The sequence below is a fragment of the Rhodovulum sp. FJ3 genome, from assembly GCF_032918305.1.
GTDB lineage: Bacteria > Pseudomonadota > Alphaproteobacteria > Rhodobacterales > Rhodobacteraceae > SAT37.
Genome location: NZ_JAWJUU010000005.1, coordinates 59098 through 78264 on the forward strand (window position 1 = coordinate 59098; position 19167 = coordinate 78264).

20 protein-coding genes are annotated in these 19167 nt (G+C 60.3%); 18 read left to right on the forward strand and 2 right to left on the reverse strand.

The window, feature by feature from the left end:
- Positions 1 to 3: 3 nt before the first annotated feature.
- On the reverse strand, positions 4 to 570 hold the full coding sequence (locus R1W00_RS14255) for a hypothetical protein (RefSeq protein WP_317263432.1): 567 nt from the start codon (positions 568 to 570) through the stop codon (positions 4 to 6).
- Between the two features lie 159 nt (positions 571 to 729).
- Positions 730 to 1827, reverse strand: a complete 1098-nt coding sequence (locus R1W00_RS14260; RefSeq protein ID WP_317263433.1) for a hypothetical protein — start codon at positions 1825 to 1827, stop codon at positions 730 to 732.
- A 233-nt stretch (positions 1828 to 2060) separates the two neighbouring features.
- On the opposite strand from R1W00_RS14260, the gene R1W00_RS14265 reads away from it, so the two are divergent.
- From R1W00_RS14265 to R1W00_RS14350, 18 genes are all read left to right on the forward strand, one after another.
- A complete protein-coding gene (locus R1W00_RS14265; protein ID WP_317263434.1) occupies positions 2061 to 2930 on the forward strand; it encodes a hypothetical protein in 870 nt (289 codons plus the stop codon).
- Positions 2931 to 2932: 2 nt separating this feature from the next.
- Positions 2933 to 3583, forward strand: a complete 651-nt coding sequence (locus R1W00_RS14270; RefSeq protein WP_317263435.1) for a hypothetical protein — start codon at positions 2933 to 2935, stop codon at positions 3581 to 3583.
- Positions 3584 to 3610: 27 nt separating this feature from the next.
- Entirely contained in the window at positions 3611 to 4228 is a 618-nt protein-coding gene (locus R1W00_RS14275) for a hypothetical protein (RefSeq protein WP_317263436.1), read from the forward strand.
- A gap of 4 nt (positions 4229 to 4232) precedes the next feature.
- Positions 4233 to 4607, forward strand: a complete 375-nt coding sequence (locus R1W00_RS14280) for a hypothetical protein (protein ID WP_317263437.1) — start codon at positions 4233 to 4235, stop codon at positions 4605 to 4607.
- Positions 4604 to 5257: a MotA/TolQ/ExbB proton channel family protein gene (locus R1W00_RS14285; RefSeq protein ID WP_317263438.1), complete on the forward strand. Its 654-nt coding sequence runs from the start codon at positions 4604 to 4606 to the stop codon at positions 5255 to 5257. The genes R1W00_RS14280 and R1W00_RS14285 overlap by 4 nt, the downstream gene beginning before the upstream one ends.
- 3 nt (positions 5258 to 5260) lie before the next feature.
- Entirely contained in the window at positions 5261 to 5734 is a 474-nt protein-coding gene (locus R1W00_RS14290; protein ID WP_317263439.1) for a hypothetical protein, read from the forward strand.
- The gene (locus tag R1W00_RS14295) at positions 5731 to 6396 is read left to right on the forward strand and encodes a hypothetical protein (RefSeq protein WP_317263440.1); all 666 of its coding nucleotides are present in this window, start codon (positions 5731 to 5733) and stop codon (positions 6394 to 6396) included. Before R1W00_RS14290 ends, R1W00_RS14295 begins: the two co-directional genes overlap by 4 nt.
- On the forward strand, positions 6387 to 7298 hold the full coding sequence (locus R1W00_RS14300) for a hypothetical protein (RefSeq protein ID WP_317263441.1): 912 nt from the start codon (positions 6387 to 6389) through the stop codon (positions 7296 to 7298). Before R1W00_RS14295 ends, R1W00_RS14300 begins: the two co-directional genes overlap by 10 nt.
- Complete coding sequence (locus R1W00_RS14305) at positions 7295 to 7837, forward strand: hypothetical protein (RefSeq protein WP_317263442.1); 543 nt, start codon at positions 7295 to 7297, stop codon at positions 7835 to 7837. The genes R1W00_RS14300 and R1W00_RS14305 overlap by 4 nt, the downstream gene beginning before the upstream one ends.
- Positions 7838 to 7870: 33 nt before the next feature.
- A complete protein-coding gene (locus tag R1W00_RS14310; protein WP_317263443.1) occupies positions 7871 to 8428 on the forward strand; it encodes a hypothetical protein in 558 nt (185 codons plus the stop codon).
- Positions 8425 to 9207, forward strand: coding sequence for a hypothetical protein (locus tag R1W00_RS14315; RefSeq protein ID WP_317263444.1), 783 nt, complete (start codon positions 8425 to 8427; stop codon positions 9205 to 9207). The genes R1W00_RS14310 and R1W00_RS14315 overlap by 4 nt, the downstream gene beginning before the upstream one ends.
- On the forward strand, positions 9207 to 11633 hold the full coding sequence (locus tag R1W00_RS14320) for a vWA domain-containing protein (RefSeq protein WP_317263445.1): 2427 nt from the start codon (positions 9207 to 9209) through the stop codon (positions 11631 to 11633). The genes R1W00_RS14315 and R1W00_RS14320 overlap by 1 nt, the downstream gene beginning before the upstream one ends.
- A complete protein-coding gene (locus R1W00_RS14325) occupies positions 11630 to 12370 on the forward strand; it encodes an ATP-binding cassette domain-containing protein (RefSeq protein WP_317263446.1) in 741 nt (246 codons plus the stop codon). Before R1W00_RS14320 ends, R1W00_RS14325 begins: the two co-directional genes overlap by 4 nt.
- A 31-nt stretch (positions 12371 to 12401) precedes the next feature.
- A complete protein-coding gene (locus R1W00_RS14330; protein WP_317263447.1) occupies positions 12402 to 13586 on the forward strand; it encodes an FtsX-like permease family protein in 1185 nt (394 codons plus the stop codon).
- Positions 13587 to 13588: 2 nt separating this feature from the next.
- Positions 13589 to 15496, forward strand: a complete 1908-nt coding sequence (locus tag R1W00_RS14335) for a formylglycine-generating enzyme family protein (protein WP_317263448.1) — start codon at positions 13589 to 13591, stop codon at positions 15494 to 15496.
- 28 nt (positions 15497 to 15524) lie between these two features.
- Entirely contained in the window at positions 15525 to 16376 is an 852-nt protein-coding gene (locus R1W00_RS14340; protein ID WP_317263449.1) for a hypothetical protein, read from the forward strand.
- A 116-nt stretch (positions 16377 to 16492) separates the two neighbouring features.
- Positions 16493 to 17104, forward strand: a complete 612-nt coding sequence (locus R1W00_RS14345; RefSeq protein ID WP_317263450.1) for a serine protease — start codon at positions 16493 to 16495, stop codon at positions 17102 to 17104.
- Positions 17105 to 17143: 39 nt separating this feature from the next.
- Positions 17144 to 18892, forward strand: coding sequence for a hypothetical protein (locus tag R1W00_RS14350; protein ID WP_317263451.1), 1749 nt, complete (start codon positions 17144 to 17146; stop codon positions 18890 to 18892).
- The last annotated feature ends 275 nt before the right edge of the window (positions 18893 to 19167 follow it).

The following is a 19167-nucleotide window of genomic DNA, read 5'->3' on the forward strand; positions in this document are numbered from 1 at the left end:
TCACTAGCCACGCTCGCGCGTCAGTTCGTGCAAAAGTGGCAAACCCTCACGCAGTACCGGAATTTTCTTCCACGACGTGATTGCACCTTTGCCCTCAGACAGGCGTTCGACGACCAGCTTCTGGTCCATCTGGAAATACAGCCCGTCCTGATCGACCACACAAATCCGCAGCGGGAACCACGACATCGACGTCAGGAAAGGAATTTCGAACGTGACCAGAACATCGTCGGGCATTTCGTCGAACAGGACGTGCCGGCGATACGCCGCAAAGACCTCATGCGTCCAGACAGCATAGGTCTGGCCGATATCCGAGGCATAGTTGGCGACGTGATCAGGCGCGAAATAGGTGTCGCGATACCACCCCACCAAATCGCCGAATTCATAAAACGTCAGGAACGGATACCCCGACGTCCCAAAGGTGCGCACCGAGGCCGCAGTCACGCGGTAGGCCACTGCGCGGGGGTTTGGCGTTTCGACAACACCTTCGGGCAGGCAAAATGTCGATCCCTGATCGCGTCCTTTTACCGGCGTCCAAGGCGTCTTCCAGTTAGAAAAATTGAAGTGTTTCATCGGGCTTCCTCGTACTGTCTAAAGACGTCGCACGCCCGAACAGGCATGCGGACAAGAAAGCTCTAGTAAGAAGGCAACCCCGTTTTTGATCCGGCGGTTGCGCACAGTTGCGATTTTCAAATTTTCTGCAAAATGGCGCGCAGCATCACGCGCCCTGTGTCAGGCACGCAGTTGATGCGCGGTTTTGATGCCCAGTTTGTCCTTGACCGACGACCAGACCTCAAAGCTTCGCGAGCGTTTGAGCCGAATTGACCTTCCGGCCTCTTCGACCGACATCCCTGCCGCAATTTTCGCGTAAAGGTCCTGCTCTTGTCGCGTCAAAACGTTCAGATTGATCCCGCCCAGTTTCGGCAAGATCGAACCGGCGGTGTTTCCCGGAATATAGGTCAACAACCAGTGCTTTTCGCGTTTACCCGCGAAAATCGGATCCGGGTCTAGGGCTGTTGCCGTGACCGTAGCCTCGCCACCCTCGTCACCATGGCGCAACAGGTCGTGCTGCTCCCAGCGGTCCAATCCCACAATCCGAACGCCTTTGCCAAAGCTCAGCTTTCTTTGCTGCCCCGACACACGGACCGCGCCGCTTTGCACGGCTGCTCGGAACTTTTCGTTACACTCAAGCAACTCTCCATTCGGACCCACGATACATGTCGCCGCATTCGATCCTGCGGCGCGGTCAAGCAACGCGGCATTGGACTGGCGCGTTTGCGACATGCACTGCGATGCCACCCATGCCTTTCGCATCAAGTCATAATATTCGTTCGCGAAATTCATAACGCGCTTCGACTCGCGCGAGTCTGATTTTTCCAGGAAAAGATTGATTGCGGTCCAATAGCCCGCCATGCGGTCCAGTTCGAACACGACCGTGTCCTCAAAACCCAGCGTATCAAGCCAATCGAAGAACCGGCTGCCGGGTACGCTGTCCTTGGGACAAACCTTGGACATCTGCGTCGGGCGATACGGGTAGCTGGTCCTCTGATACTCGGCCCATGGATCGATAGTGCGCAAATTGGTGAGGTAGTGAACAATCGCCTCGGTTGAAAATCCACGGATGAGAGGTGAGTGATATCTGGCCTCAAGCTCAACGTCATTTACGATCTGGCAAGTGTATTTGTCGCGCAGGGTTATAATTGCCGCCTTTGCTCCCGTCATGTTCATGATAATTTCAAGAACGTCTCCCCATTTCCGCACATCCTGAATTGCACCCATCAACGCATTGGGCAGTTCCTTTTCCCAAAAAATCGGACTTTCTTTGTTCAAGACCTCTTCCCTCATCCCAAGTCGAAAAACGAATCCTTGTGCAAAAGGTTCGGCGGAAACTTTTGACGGAAAAACTCTACATTAGAAACCTCTCAAAACAAGATCATTAAAAAACAAAACATTATCACATACTTAAACGCAATATCGCGTTTCTCCGGACTCAGGTCCGGAGTCAAGCCGCATCAATTTCCATTACTCATTCGCCCAAGAGTTATACTTTTGAGAGCGGAAAAGTGCGTCGATTTAGCAGAATTACCTCGGATACGAAAATCCGCCTAAAGCCTGAAAATATTGGACTTTTCGTCTCCTCCATTCTTGCCCTTTCGTCTCCTGCTTGGCCTCAATCCGATGTCACCTTCCAAAGTGTCGAAAATGCTCTCCTCGCGCTTGAGAATTCTCTATCCGCACAGGAGATCGCCTCTCCAGCCGCACCTATCCCGCCCCAACAGGATCAGGTTACGCCCACAGACCCGCAACCACCGATTGCGCCACCCCCAGTAAACCTGACCCAGACACCTCCGGGCTTCTCAAACGGCGGCGGTCAAGAGCAGGCGGCGACAAACGGCGACGACTTTGCCTTTTTGCCGATCCTCGAAGATCAGGAATGCCCACGCAGCATCAGCGAAGTCGCCGAAAGCGCCAAAGCCTATTCGGTCTCTGTCTCAAGAATCGAAAGTTCGATTGCCGAACTAGGCGAGCGGTTCGAAAAACTGGAAAAGCTCGACCGTGAATATGCGTTTGACCAGAGCATCACAGAATGCCCCAAGCGTTTCGTCTCGGATGTCGAGAAAATGATCGCGGATCTTTCGGCGCTGGAAATCGCGTCCACGGTTCAGGGGGCAGAAACCCTGTCCGTATGCGCCCAGGATCGCCGACAGGACGTCGACAACCGGATGTCCGAACTTGCCCAAAGCAGTGATCTGAATGCCGCCCGCGAGCGACTGAGCCTAGGGGGCGTTCTGAACCGCTGGTCACAAGCAGACGCAGATTTGTCTGCGGCTGTTGGCAGCCTTGTTTTCTATGACCGTCGCCGCGCGCGTCTGACGACCGCAGCCGAAGGCATCCGCCAACGGTGTCAACTTCTCAAGGGAGATTATGAATAGTGATGCACCCCACGAAAAAACTGATCGCCTGTGCAATGATTAGCGCGCTCTTCGCCGCGACACCTGGGCACGCTCAAGAAGGTCTGGCCCGTCAGGATCAACTGCAAGAACTCACCGTTGATCTAAGCGGGATCTCGACGCGGGTGAAGACGGCCGTAAATCAGACAATGCTGTCGATGCAGAACCTGCAGGACTACTCGGGCGACGAACAGACCGCACAGGCATTTGCCGCGCTTGATACGATTGAGGCCGAAACGCGCGAGGTAATCGACAAGATCAAGGTCACCTCCCCCTTCATGAGCGCCCTTGATGACGCCCGCGCAACCGTTGTCGTCTTGTTGCGGAAAAATGAACGCGAGCCCCCTAGCCCCGCACGCGACGCCCGTATCGCCGCGCTGACAACCTCGTTGGCCTCCATTGACGAGCAGTCACAAAAGATTTTGGCCGCTGAGGGGACTTTGACCTCGCTCCTCGCCTCGCATGCTCAAATGCGGGCCGAACTGATCCAAAACGGGGCGGTGCGTGCCGTGCAGGGGTTTGTAGATGACCTCAGCACGCTGACCGACGGGCTTGAGGATATGGCCAATGTCCTCGCGGAAATCTCCGATTCAATCGTTGAGGTCCCGCCTGAAGCCAGCCTCGCCGCCAACTAACACTCAAACACATCAAAGGAAATCCAGATGAACTTTGTAATCCGCACGGCATTGGTCGCCCTGTTGGCAACCACTGCACCCGCGTTCGCGCAGACCCAAGAACCGGACATGGCCGAACTGGTCGATAGCGTCACCACGATCGCCACCGGACTGTCCACCCGCGTTTCGACCCTGAGCGAGGTCATTGCCGCCTCAACCGATGGCGATGCTGCTGCCAAGGCGCTGGACGAGATGTTGGAGGCCGCGCGCCAGATGCAAACCGACCTCGGCCGCGACAGTCAGGTCTGGACCGACATCAACGACATGCTGACGGTCTGGGGTGAGCGTCGCGATGATCTTCGCAAACGCGCCGTCAGCAACCCTGCCTTGGCGCCCGTTGCCGAGACATGGCAGGCCCGCATCGACGAGGCCCTGAAACTGCGGGAACAGATCCTCAAGCAGTCGGCGGAATCCCAAGCTCTGATCGATCAGATCAAAGCCCAGCGCGAAGTCGTGCTCGCCTATTATGAGGCCGCGTTGGCGGATCAGGCTCTGGCAACCATGCGCGCGATTTCGGACGAGCTTGGCCAGATGAATGATCAGATGACCTCGATCGTCAATCAGGCTGGCGTCGTTGCCGACCCCGCCAACGTTGCGACCGAATAAAACGATGGTACGCGCGTCCATTTTTGCAGTGGTTTTGATGATCGACGGCACAATCGCCGCCGCCGAGCCTGAAACCACGACCTACAACCTGTCCCAGATCGCGACCGTCGTCACCTCTGCCGAAGCGCATGTTGCGACACTGGATGAGTTGATCGAGGCACAAGAGGCAAAATTGGACGCGCTTTACGCTCAGCGCGATGCCGCCTTTGACGCAGGCCAAAACACGCAGGCCGAGCAGTTGGATCTGGTGATCGACCGATTGAACCTGACCCTGACCGAGCTTGAAACCGAACGCGACGGCATGACCGCGACCCTGACCCTGCTTCGGGAACAACTCGACAGCCTCCAAAGCAACGCAAACGGCAGTACCGACCAATGACCGAACTCCCCCGCATCCCCAGCGCAAACCTGATCATGCCCCTTTTGTTGTCCGGCCTCTTTGCCATCGGCTGTGTCGCCGCAGGAGGCTGGGCCTTTCCAGTAACCGACGAGGAGAACGCGCTCGGTCTGGCACAGCGCCTTTTCGGGAACCCATTTGTTGTGATGATCGGTGTTGTCGGTCTGTGGGCGGTTTTCTTTGGCCTGATCCAACTCTGGGCCTTTCAGGCACCGAATGCAGGCCTGATGGCGAAACTGGCCGGACACAATGGCACGCCCCGCCCGGCCATTTCCACGGACGAGCCGACCCTGTCTGCCGGCCTGTTCACCGAACGCTGGGATCATCTGGCCGCGATCCGGATGTCTCCGCTTTCCTATGCGACGTGGGTACTGCCGCTGCTGGGGTTTATCGGTACGGTGATCGGTATTTCTGATGCGATCGGCGATTTGGGAGATGTGTTCGCCAACAGCAACCGTGAAGAGGCACTGTCCTCGGTTCTTGCGGCACTGCGCTTTGCCTTTGACACCACGTTTGCGGGCCTTGTCCTTGTGATCCCCGTAATGGCGCTTGCGACCATCGTTTCCCTGAAATCGGACGCAGCGCGGGACACCGCCCTTGCCGGCACCTTTGCGCCCAAGCAAGGGGCCTAAGGGGTGAAGGTCTCACGCACCATAAGCCATCAAGCGCAGTACACAGCGCTTGTTGATATCCTATTCGCCACGATCGGGGTGTTTGTCATCGTGTTCGCGTTGCAGGATCTTGATCCACCTCAGGACCTGCAACCCGCGCCCTATGACCACCTGATCCTCTGCGAAACTGCCGACACCGTTGCCTACTATGGCGCGGGACCAGATCAACCACTCACGTTGAACAAAGACGAGCTGCGCAATGGCCGTCTGGGCACACTCATCCAAAGCGGTCGCGTTCTGATCGCCTTTGGGCGCGATTGCCTTGCGCAGTCCCAACAGGGCGGCCTTTACCGGATGCTCGTCGATCTGGAAGAAGAACTCACGGAACGACCCGCGACCGAAACGTCACCACTCACGCTCTTTGAATTTGCGCCTTTGGGTACCACTCACGGAACCGACGCCCTCATCCAGCGCTTTCAGCTTGGAGGCGCTTCATGAGCCTCCTCGCGATTTCCAAAAAGCGGCCGGTCGACTTTCCCGACGCCGAGGTCGGAATGTTGGATGTGTCGGCGAACGCTCTGGCCGTGCTGATCCTTGCGACCATGATGGTGTTGACCGTTGCGGCCCCGCCCGTCCCGCGCGGAGAAATCCGTACAGACGCGCGTCCCGACCTGTTCTACCCGTCGCCGGTTGACTTGGTGGTGACACCTCAAACCGACTATTGGCTCATCACCGAGGGCGGCATTACCCGCCTTGATATCGACGCCTTCGCCTCTGGTCTGGCCGACGGTTCGACACTTGCCCGCACGTCTCAGGGCGAGGCGACCCTGATCGTGGATCGTCGCAATTACCGCGATTTGAACGACCACCGATTGCTGATCACACCCGATTGGGGCGCGATCCGCACAACCGGTACCTCCCTGACAACGCCAGAAGGCATCGCGACAGCCACGGAGGTCATTCAGACGGCCTATGAACGCGATGCCATCCTGCCGACCCTCGTCGTTCTCACCGAAGGCACCGAGAGCTTTTCCGACCTCTACTGGTCCCTGCGCGAGACCGAGGTGCCCATGCGCTGGGTTCCTATTGTCGAGCAGACCCAACTGACCCTGTCGCGACGGGTTTCGAACTTTGAATCCCGGAGGATCAAATGGCAATGACCCTCCAGAACCTTGCGCGGCGGGGCACATCTTTGGCGATCCTCGGGCTTGCCATTGTTTCGCTGACCGACCTGCCGCCCGTCGACATGTCAGATCCCGATACACAAGAGTTGCAGGAGCTGATCGAGCAGATCCAAAGCGGCGCCGCAGAAGAACAGGCCGAAGAAACGGCCGACGAGGCGGGGCTTGCACCCTTCGCAACCCCCTGCCTGATGCGGCGCCCGCGCATGGCAGCCGACGTAGATCAGAAATGGCGACACGGCTTTGCGGCGGCGACCCTGAGCAACAATCCAGAACAGCGGGTCGCCCTTTTACAAGAGCTCCTTAAGACGGCTCCGGATGATCAGACCCGTTGGCGGATCGACATCGCGCTGCTTGAGGCCGCGCTGCGCCTCGACGACAAGGACGCGGCCCGTCAACACCTGTCGAACGCCGCAACCCGCAACGTTCCCGCGACCTGCCGCGCGGATGAGGCTGTGTTCGCGGCATCTCTGGCCGAAAATGCGCAGACCGCCGCCGCATTACTTGCCCGTGCTGTCGAACTGGATCCGGGCCTGTGGATCGCGCAAGAGCAACTTGCCGTTCTCTCCACGCAAGGCACGGGAACCGATGCGGCCACCTGCGAAACCGACGCGGTCCGCACCTTGGAAACCGTCATCCAACTGGGGGCTCTGGCCCAGAAAGACTCCCAGTTTCAGCGCCTCAATCGCGCGCTTGAGGCCATGCCGATCAGCGGCAGAACCGCCCTCTTGCGCGGGATGATCCTGCGCCAAACCGGTGAACCCGCCGCCGCATTGACCGCCTATCACAACGGGCTTGCCACCTTGGGCCAATCGGCCTGTGACGCCATCATCCGCCAAGGATTGATGGGAATGATTTCAGCCACGGAAAGCAACCTATGACCTCTCCCAAGATCCTGCGGCTCTCGCTTGCTGCGCTATTTCTCGGCGCGATGCCGGTCGCCGCGACGGCTCAGGAATGCACCCTGAAACTCTCCGCCTTCGAAGAGGCAACCAACAGCTACACCGCAAAAATCGGCCAGCTGTCCCGCGATCTGGCCAGCCTTTTCGACACGTATGAGGACCTTGACGCGCGCATCGCAAAGACGCCCGATGCCTGCCCCGCCGACCTCAGCGCCGAGAGCGCAGCAGCGCAGTTGATCATAGATCATCTCGACACCGCTCAGACAGATCAGCTTTTGGCCTGCGGGCAAAGTTTCAATCAGCGCATTCTAACCGACATCGAGACCGCCCGCAAAAGCAACGACAGTCAAATGGTCCTGCGTCTGGGCGCGGTCCAGCAACGTATCTTTGCAGTCGAGACAGACGCGGTCGAGATTTCCAAACAGGCGCAGTTCCTTGAATTCCGGGCCAAACGCCTGATCGAGGAATACGCCACCCTTGAAAGCCGCTGTTCAATTCTGGGGGGGATCTATGACTGACCTCCGACTGCGCACCAGTTTGCGGAGGGCACCATGATCCCTCTCGCCGCTGGCCTGATCGGCGTATCTGCCGCCTATCTGACATGCTCGTTCCGCCTTGCACGTATGGCCGAAACCCTTTGGACTATGGCCGCCGCCGGGGCCGTGAGCGTGTTCTTGATGCGCCCCAATCCCTTTCCCGAGGTCGCGATATGGGCAGCGATAACCTTTGCCGTTTGCGTTTTGGACGGACGTGATACCCGCGGCGCACAGCTGGTTTATGCGGGGATCACGGGGTTCCTTTCGGGGCACACGAACCCCTATCTGCACCAATTCCTGACGGAACACGCGCCGACGGGCACAGAGGGCGCGCCCTATGTGATTGTCGCGGTGACTTTGGCCTCGGGCCTTGCACTTGCGGGCATCTCGGGCGCGGCGGTGGCCTTGGCGGCCTGCACGCTGGCGCTGGGGGCGATCGGGACGCCGGTGATCGGCGGCGCCATTCTTTCCCTCTGCATTCTGGCCGTGGTGGCGGGGCGCGCGCATGTCGCCTTGCCCGCCCTTGCCTTACTCACCCTGCCCTCTCTCGATTTGATCGGACAGATGACATGACCCCCACTTTCAAACCCTTTTTGATCGCTGGTGCACTGTTTGCCGGTATGGCGTCGGCGCAATCTGACCCGACCCCTTTGCCGCCCGCCGCGGCCGCGACCGCCACCCCGACGCCACCAGCTCAGGTGCAGCCTCCGGTCGTTGCACCGCCAGTTGTCGCCGCACCGGTCGTGACGCCACCAGTCGTTGTTCCGCCTGTTGTGGAGGCCCCCGTCGTCATAGCACCGGTCGTTACGCCGCCCGTTGTCGCCGTGCCCGTCGTTCCGGCACCTATCAATATCCCGCCCGCACCGGGAAACGCCGCGCCTGCGCCCTCCCCCGCTGCGGATCCTGCTGTCGTCGCCGCGCTGCGCGCACAGTTTGAGGCGCTCAAGCTGCGGGAGGCGCAGAACACCGCAATGCGCCAGACAGCCTCGCAAGACACGCTCTCTCAAATCGCGACTGTCGAACAGACCATCACCGCGAATGAAAGCCAGCAACAGTTGATCGCTTGGAAAGCCGAAAGTCTCACCGCCCTGTCGGCCGAGCTTGCGGCTGAACCGACGCTGGGCTTACCCGACGGCCTCCCCGATGGGGTCACGCCAGACATCGCGCTCGCCTATGTGCAGGCGCAGACAACGCTGTACGCGCAACCCAAGGTCAGCGCCGAGTTGACGATCAGGACCATCGACACGGCAACGACGGTCCTACGGATCGCCGAAACCGGCGCATTCACCCTGATTTGGTCTCCGACCGACAAATTCGCCTTTGTCCTTAGCCAATCCCGAACGGTGTACTGATGATCATTCGCAAACTTATGACCACATGTGCCGCCTTGGCCCTGACGGTTTCGACACAGGCATCGGCACAGGCCACGGACGTCGATAGCGTTGCCGCAATGGTGGCCCAGCTAGAGACACAGGTCCAATCCGCCGAGGCCATCCCGTTCCCAGAGGGCAGCGAGGGCGCGGCACAGGCCAAGCTGACCGACCTTAACGCCGCTCTGCAAAACCAGGAAACGGTCATCGCCAACGGCCAGTCCCAGATCACCACGGCCGTCGCCCAGATTTCAGACCTGTTGCCCGCATTTCCCGTGGCGCCGCCGAAACCGGAACCGACTCCGGCTCCCCCCGCTCCGGAAGTTGCAAAAGACGAAACACCGTCCGTGACGCCGTCCCCTGTCGAACCAGCTGTCGCACAGGTTGATCCCACGGATGCGCCCGTCACCGAACCGACCCCCGAAAACCAGACCGCCACCATCGCGCAGACGGCAGACCTGCCCGCCCTGTCGGGACTGGACACGCCGCTGGCCTTTGGCGACCGCGCCCGCCGCGTGCTCAGCCGGCCCGACGCCACGATGGTAGACGATGCAGGCAAGTCGACCCCCTTGCCCGCGTTTTCGGTTCTCTATGTTTTTGCCGAACACGGCGACGGCGATGATCAGCTATTGGCGGTCGGGCGTGGCACCAAGGGCGCCGAGGGTTGGATCAAGGCCAGCCGGACCGAGGATTGGCGCACCATGCTGGTGATGTCTTACGCGCCCAGCACCGGTCGGGACCGCACCGTCTTTTTCGCCTCTGAGGACGATGTCTTTGACGTGCTGGACCAAGAAGAAGGCGCCGCGCAGGCGATGCAGGACATCCACGCCCAGATCGCGGACGGCACCTATGATCCGTCCCGCATCGTGGCCATTGAGCCCGCCCTGACCGTCAACAGTGTCGAGCGCCCCTATCTGATGCCGGTCCTGGATTTCATCCAGACCAACACGGACACCCACGGCGAAATCACGATCCTACAATTGGCGGCCCTCAATCGCGACAGCACCGATACCGCGAATGCGGGGGAACAGCCGGTCGGACAGGACCGCGTCACTGTTGAGGCGGACGCGCGCGATTTCCGCGTCGGCGTGGCCTTTGTGATCGACACGACGCGCTCAATGGGGCCCTATATCGACCGCGCCAAAACCTTTGTGCGCGATATTTCCTTTGGCCTTGCCGAGCGTGGTCTGCAGGATCGTTTCGACTTTGCCCTTGTCGGATACCGCGACAACACCTCGGCCGCACAGAACGTCGGTTATCTGCGCCAGGTCTTTCGCGATTTCGGAACGTCTAGCGAACAGGCCGCCCTGCTGTCCGAGGTGGACGCGATGCAACCCGCAACCGCATCCACCGCGAACTGGCGCGAAGATGCCTTTGCCGGCATCGACCTTGCGATCGACGGCCTGAGTTGGGGGGAGGTCGACACGCGGCTTGTGTTCCTGATCACGGATGCCTCGCCTCGGTCCGTTGGCGATAGCCTTGCCTCGGACAGCCGCATGGGTCCCGAGACGATCAACGCCCTCGCCGCCCAGCGCAATATCTCGCTGTTTGTGCTTCACATGCAGACGGACGAGGCCCAGTCGGTCAGCAACGCCACCGAAGGCTATGACGACACCGCGCGCGGCCAGACCCTGTACGGGCGCATGGCCCAGACCGGCGATGCGGCCATTTCCAAATACTTTAGCGTCCAAGGCCACACCGAACAGGCGTTTGGGGACTCTCTTAACCTTGTGGCGGGTCTTGTGATCGACCAGTTGAGCCAGCTTTCAAGCGCGGGGCAGTTGGCCAGACCTGACGACGTGCTCGACGATCCGCTGCTTGAGGCCATCACGGCAGGCGGTCCCGTCGTGGTGAACGACGACGCGGGCGCGCCCTTGGTCGCCGCCGCAGTTGCGGGGGAACTGTTCCGGTATCAAACGGAATACCTCGGCTCGAAATCCGGCGTCGAAGCCCCCGATTTCTATCGAGGCTGGGCCGTCGACAAGGACATCGCACATCCCGACCGCCGTGCCCTTGAGGTCAGTGTTTTCGTCACCCGCGAACAGTTGAGCGACCTTGCGAACCGGCTGGGCGACATCGTCACGCGCCTCAACGAAAAAGAGGTCGGTATGGGCGATTTCTTTTCCTCGGTACAGGCCGAAGCGGGATCGACCGCCGTAGACCCCACTTTTGGCAGCTTTCTTCCCAGCTATCTGGACGAACTGCCCTACGGGTCAAAATTCATCAACATGACGCCCAGCACATGGGACAGTCTGGGCCAGTCCAGCCAAACCGAGCTTTTGCAAGAGGTCGAGGCCAAGCTTGCCTCTTACACCCGTATCTATTCCACCGAAGACGGCTGGATCACCCTTGATGAGCGCTCATCCGAGGATCAGGTCTATCCCTTGCCCCTGCGAGATTTGCCATGATGACGGTTCTCGACATCAAGGATATGCGCATCTCGGCGGGCGGGGACGGCGAAGACGCCTTTCATCTGTCGGTGCCCGACCTTTTCTTGCGCCGTGGGGACTGCATCGCTGTGTCCGGACCTTCGGGATGTGGCAAGTCCACGCTGCTTGAGGTGCTCGCACTCTTGCGCCGTCCCGATGATGTCGCGCGCTTTCGACTGCACCCCAGTGCGGGTCGCACGCCGATTGACCTGAACACCGGTCGCGATCTGTCCGACCTGCGTCAGGGCCCTATCGGCTATGTGCCCCAGATGGGCGGCGTGCTGCCCTTTCTGACGGCGCGCGCGCAAATTGATGCCGTGATGTATCTGGCGCAGTCGAACAACCTGCGCCCTACCCGAAAACGGCGGGACCGTTTTACCGAGGCACTTGGCCTACTGGATCACATGAACAAACGGCGCACCGAATTGTCCGGCGGTCAGCGCAAGCGCGTGGCCCTGTTGGCCGGTCTCACCGTTCCCCGTACCCTTTTGATCGCCGATGAACCCACGGCCGGTCTGGATGAGCGCGCCGCCGCACGCGCCCTCCATGCGCTGAGTTCCGTCGCCGCCGAAGAGGGCAGCGCGGTTTTGATCGCGACACATGATGTGGTCGCCGCTCGTTTTGCCGGATTCACGGTCATGAGCATCGACAACGGGCGGTTGGCCCCGACCCCGATTGGCAAAGAGGCCTTCCGGCATGACACCTCGGTCGCATAACGCCCCCCGCTGGGCCGGGGCAAAACTTGCCATGCGGTTCGCCATGGCGGACCTGATCCATGATCGGTTCCTGACCATTATAGGTATCGTTTTGCTGGCCGCGCTCATCGCGCCGCCGGTGGTCTTGCACACGCTGCGGGTCGGTCTGGTCGAAACCTGGGCACAGGATCTGTCACGTGACATTCGCAACCGCGAAGTGGTCATCGTCGGCGAGAACAAGATTTCGCAGGACGATCTGGTGCAAATCGGAGACTGGCCTGAAACGGGGTTTGTCATCCCTGAACCCTCGTTCTTCGTATCGACCCAGCGCGCCCGCAAGGCAGAGGCGCGCGGCGTGGCCATTGACCTGAACCTGCGGACCACAGATGCACGCGACCCTGTCATGCAGGGCATGTTGCAGATGCCGCTGGGCCCGACGGAAACAGTCCTGTCCGCGCGCGCAGCCCAGCGTCTAGAGATCACGGCAGGCGACAGCGTGACTATTTTGCTGGCCCGCACACCAACCGGTGCCAGTCCGGAACGCGTTCCTGTCACTCTGCGGGTCGCGGCGGTCTTGCCCCCCGAAAGATGGGCGGGAACGGACGGCTTTGTTCAGGCTGAAACGCTGTTGGGGTTTCGCGAATGGCTGACCTTTGCGTCCGAAACACCCGACGACATTCCCCCGTTGGACGTGGTCACATGGCAGTCGTTGCGCGTCTACGCCCCCGAGGTGTCACAGGCGACAGCACTACGCGACAAGCTTGACCAACTCGGGTTCGAAACGCGACTGATGACCGATCAGGTGGACCGCATTCTAAAGCTGGAAACAGGTCTGCGGCAGATTTTCACGATCGTTCTGATCCTGTCGGCTACGGCCTTTGTGATCACCACTTGCCTGCTGCAATGGCTGAGCGTCGTGCGCAAAAAACGCGACTTTGCCCTGATGTCCGTGATCGGGATGAACGCATCGGACCGTGCGGTGTTTCCCTTGGTGCAGGGCAGCTTGATGACGGCATGCGCCTGCGCGATCGCCCTGTTCTTGGCCGCAGCCGCACAGGCCCCGATCGAAACCATCGTCCAAGGGTATCTGACCACCCCGACCGACATCCAGACACCCGACGCCCTGCCCTTTGCCTTGGGCGCGATCGTCGCGATCACGCTCGGCGCGGTGGCGGGGATCGGCGCGGCTTTCACCCTGCGGCTGGACGACATTTCAACAGCGCTGCGCGGAGATTAGGCATGCGAACACTTCGGATCAACGTCCCGGCAAGCGCACTGGCATTGCTTTTTGCCTCTCTGGGTGGCGGGACCGCCGCATCAGCGCAAGAGGCCGTACCCCCGTCGGTCCCCGAGGCTTGGTGCGAGCTTGATGCACCAGGTGTCTACCGGTCGATGCGAGGCAGTGACACCCCAACCTGTCCCGCGGCCGTTCCCGCGGCGGACCTGCCGGATCAACTTGTCATCCCCTTGCCCTGCGGGCGCAGCCTTGCCCTGCGCCGGATCGACACGCCGGCCGGCAATGTGCTTGACCATGTGGTCGGCAGCTTTGGCGGCGCAAGCGATGGCGGTTTGCGGCAACGGTATCTACAGGGGAGCCGAACCGCCGCGATCGCAGGGGGATATACGATCTCGGGCAGTGACGGGCAGGCCCTGTTGGCGCGCGCGATCTATGTCCAGAGCCACGAATGGACCGAACTGCAGGACAGCCTGTTCACCAGTGGCGCCCTCGCCGCATGGTCCGGCGACGAGGCACCCTCGGCTGAGGAAAACGCGGCTGTCTGCGCGGAACCGGAACAACTTGCCAAGGGAACCAGATGGCGCGACGTCGGCCCAAAGACCGGCCTGAGCTATTTCGATGCCCTTGACCGCATCCGCGCGCTGAACGCATATCTCTCCGCAGAAAGCCGTCGCCGCATCGCGCGAGGCGACGGCCCGCTGGTTCCATGGCAAGGTGGCTCGCCCGGCTTTATGCGCCTCCCGTCCGAGGCCGAATGGGAATTCGCCGCGCGGGGTGGATCAGTCGGCATCGGCGTCAATGCGCAGATCCCGACCTACCTCATCAAAGACGCGGACACAGGCGCAGTCCGCGCCGCCGAGATCGACGAAATCGCTGTCATTAGCGACGGCACATCGCGGCGCACCTTCGGGTCCGTCGGCAGCAAGGCCCCCAATCTGGCCGGTCTCTACGACATGGTCGGCAATGCGTCGGAAATCACACAGGACCTGTTCCAAATGGTGCGTCCCGACAGCTTGCACGGGGCGCGCGGCGGGTTTGTCCTGCGCGGGGGACATGCGTTGACGCCCAAGGCCCTGTCGGGGGTCGCCCATCGCGCCGAGGCCGCCTTTTTCGATCTAGATGGCGAGGTCGCTCCGGCGCCAGCGGGGCTGCGTCTGGTCCTCAACCCGCCGATCCTGACGGCGGGCACCCCGAAACCCGGAGAGTTCCGCAGCGATCTGCAAAACACCCAGTTCGAGCATGATCTCGAAACCGCCCACAGCGCGCTTGTCGAAATCCGCGAAACTCCCGGCGCGGCGTTCCGCGAAGAGGCCCGCGCCCTATTGGCCGCTGTGGGCGAGAGCGGGGCCAGCGACGCCGCGCTCCAAGAACAGCTCCAGCGCGTGGAAATCGCCCTTGAGCAATCGGAAAGCGCGATCAACGAGGCCCGTCGCGCGGAACTGGCCGCGACTGTCCGCTCGGCCACGACCGGCATTCTGAACATCCGCGTGAACGGCGTGATCGGGGTGACGTTCCTACAACGTCTTGCCGAACTCCGCGAGACCGCCGAGGCGAACCGAGAGGTGGCCGAACATTCCGTCGGCGAACGCATCCGCGAGGCCATCGCAACCTCCGAACGTGAGTTGAATGCCCGCCTAGCCATGATCGACAGCCAGACCCGCACGGTGCTGAGCTTGATCAGAGCCGTCTCTCTCGAAGATCCCGATCTGGTGCGCGAGGTGGTCAATCAAGTCCGCGATGACATCAGTGCCGAGGGCCTGTGGCTCTATGAAGAGCGCGCATGGCCCTTGTTCAACCAAGCGCTGGCCGAGTTTCAGGAAGATCCCAACGCGGACCTGTTCGCGGCCTACCTCCCCCTCTTTGACAGCGCGCGCGCAACACGGGCGCGACTGCGCAATCAATCCCAATAATCCAGTTAGCACACATAGGAGAACAACAATGAAAATCGGGAACTTTCTGGGGCGATCCGCTAAGGCCGCAAATGTGGTGGTCCTCTCTGCGGCATTGGTCATTTCAGGCTGTACCGTCGCGCCGACGGCTCAGGAACTGGCCGAGACACAGGATGAATGCTCGCGCTATCGCACCCCGTTCACCAAGCTGTCCAACGAACGTGACGCCCGGATCGAGAAGTATGCAACTGCGGGCGCAGCCGTCGGCGGAGCCCTTGGTCAGAACATCGCGAAGAACCGTGGCGACAGCCAACTTGAAGGTTTGGTTGTCGGGATTATCGCGGGGGCGGTCCTTGGCGCATCGGCGGGTTATCTGGCAGATTTGAACAAACGCTCGTCCTCGACGGCGGGCCTGCAACGCGCAGTCAACGGTGATGCGTCGCGCGACCTGCGCGAAACCGACAAACTTGTCTCGGCGATGACTTCGTTGAACAAATGCCGTCTGGCGCAGATCGACAAGGTCGAACGCTCGGTTCGGGCAGGTGGCGACAAAGGCAGCGCCAAAGCCGAAATCAACCGCATCCAGAAAAAGGTCGACATCGACAACCGTGTGATCAAGGCCGCCGTCGGCGATCTGACGCGGACGCGCAACCTTTACATTGGTGCGCTCAAACAATCCGGCGCAGACACCGAAAACTATGTGGAGTCGATCCAACAATACAAACCCAAGGTCAGCAACGCCCAGCAAACCTCGCTTCAGGTCAGCAAGTCCAGCCGCCCGAAAACCTCGAACGCCGTCGCCAACCTTGGCTATGCGGAAAAAGAGCTGAGCGCTGGCGCATCGGCCCACGTCAAGACCATCGACAAGGCCTTGGATGAGCTCAACGCGCTGCTGATCTAACCCCGTTTCTGCGTGTCCCCAGCACGCAGAACGCCCTTGCGGTTGCCCCACTGCAAGGGCCCGCCCCGCGCGGTTGCCCATCCGCGCGGGGCCCATTTCAAGTTTGGATAGACCCTATGATACGACCAATTTCGTTTGCCATTGCGACACTTACAACCGGTTGCGCATTCGTGCCGTTTACCGACACCCAAGCGACGGTCGCATCGCAACTTCGTGCGCCGCGTCCTCTGTTGTTACAGACCGACCAAGGCCAAACCTGCAACGCGGTTCGTCTGGACGATCAAACAATAGCAACGGCGGCGCATTGTGTGCATGATCAAACTGGCATCACCGTTTTCGAGGACGGCAAGGCCCTGTTTGCGCCCGACCCGCTTGAACATCCGGGATACGAGATTTCCGCGCCAGACACCGCCGCGCGCTGGGATCTGGCGAAACTACGTGTTCCCGCAACCGATGCGTCCACGGGTGTCCTTGCGGCCCGTCCAGCGGACCCTGCACCCGTCGAAATTCTTGCGCTAACACCCGAGGGCGAATTGCAAAGCGTGCCTTGCGGGTTTCTTGGCAGGTCCGGCGCCCTTGTCGAACTGTCCTGCGCCGTGAACCTCGGCTGGTCGGGCGCACCGATTGTCCAGAACGGTGCGCTTGTCGGCATCCTGAGCGCCCGTGGCCAAGGTCAAACATCCGGCGTCGCCCAAATGTCCGACGCGACCGGTCTTTCGAATTTCTGACCCATCCTCAACCGTCAACCATCCAACCCGGAGAAACCAATGCGGATCAAAGCAACATTAGGTGGCTTGGCCACCGTCCTAATCCTTGCGGGCTGTCAGTCCGAAGAGGACAAGGCACGAGAGGTCCTTGCAGAGGCCCTGCAAAACTATGCCCAGATGCAAGATACCGCGGGCGACACGCAGGCGCGTCTTGAGGCCGGCAAAGCCGTTGAGCAAGCGCTGACCCTGATCGTTCAGGACTATGGCAAAACCGACCTCGGCCTCGAAATCGCGGCGGGTGGATCGGTAGGTGCCTTTTCGTCTACCAGCCTCAAGCAGCAAATCGTCGAACTCGAAGCCCAGCGCGAATACGAGCTGTGCGATCAGGTCCCGACCCCAACCTGTGTCATCGAACGTCTGGCCCGCGACAGCGGGTACGAAACCCGCAAGGAATTCTTGCTGGATACGGACCCGTCAATGGCAAGCGCCTTGGCAATGGCGGCGGGCGATACGGACCTTGTGAACGCGATCTTCAAGGAAAACCCATCGACCGAACCAGCGGCCGAACTGTTGTCTTTCGGCGACGCGTCTGTCGTTGCGCCGTACCTAAAGAACCTCGACACCGCGTCATGGGACTACCACACCACCGAGATGATGTCGGTCCTTGCCGCCTTTGACGTGATTGCCGGCGACACCAGCGACGAGGCGCGCGAAATCGTAAAGCTTGGCCAGTCGGGTCAATCCTTGCTCGGGCTTTCGGACAACGCCGAAAATCTAGAAACCTTCGTTCAACACATCGACAGCCTGGGTGAGGATCAGATCGACTGGGACATTTTCCGAGGCGCCGAAGAGTTCCTTGCGTCTACGGGCCAAGTCACGTCGGAAAACATGTTCATCACGATCCTCAAACACAAATTCGGGGATCAGGCCGCGCTGGATTTCTATCTCGCGGACTACGGGGACAAGGGATATGAATATATCTTTGGTCTGTTCGCCAAAGACGCGGTGGGCAAGCACCTCTTGCAGATTGCTGCCGCCCCCGAAACCGAGGCGCGCGACCTGAGCCTGTTGTTGATGGCGGGTGCGGTTCACCTGACAGGGCCGGATCTGACGGCGCTGATCGATACCCTTGGCGAGCGCGAGGTCATGAAATGGGACAACCTGCGCGTCTATGCTCCCCTGATCGCGGTGGCCTACGAAGGAGATCGCGCGCAGTTCGATAAGGTCAGGGCCATCCTGACCCCCGTCGAAATCCACGAATACCTAGAGGACGCTTGGGCGACGGGCGTGGCATTGTCGCAAGGCAAAATCGCGAATGTGACTTTGGAAGATGACCGCCAATTTCGCGCTGCGGTGTCGGTTGCCAGTGCCCGTGGCGCCAGCGAAAACCTGCAGGGGTTTCTGAGCGACGCCGCCGAAAAACTCGAACCAAATGCCGAGTCCTATGACCGTCCAGTCGGGCGCGATGATGTCGTCAACGCCGCCGCAGCCTGCGGATATCCCCAGATCATTCCTACGATCAATGGCTACCAAACCGTAGGGATTGAACGTCCGAATGGATCTTGTGACCGGACCAACTTGAAAACGCGCCTGCACGAACTGTCTGCCGAAGCGTTCGAAACCCTTGTTGCGAATGCCGACCAGATTGTGAAGGCCGATCCAATGCTGATTGTAGAGGGCTTGGAGTTCGCTCCGGAGCGCGTGTTTGAGATCACGAATACCGTGACCAACTCCGATTTGCGTTCAGTGCTGACCACGATCTTGGCATTTGGTTTGGCGGGCAAGCCGCAAGCCACGGTTGACGGGTGAACTAGCCTCCTGTCTCTGGCCCGAACAGTCGGGCCAGAGACCCGATCGATCAATGAAATCTCCACGAAAATCCAACGCATCTCACTCAACGCGATCCACATTCCGACAGCCCCAAATCGCACAAAGTGTGGGTGCTGATATCCGCGCTCAAGGAACGGTGATTTAACACACGCAACTGTTATTAAACACCGCCTGCTCAAGCGTGATTAAAGAGCCCTGTACAGAACGTATGTCCGTGTGTGATCCGACTAGAGGCGATCCCCATGGCCAAGGTG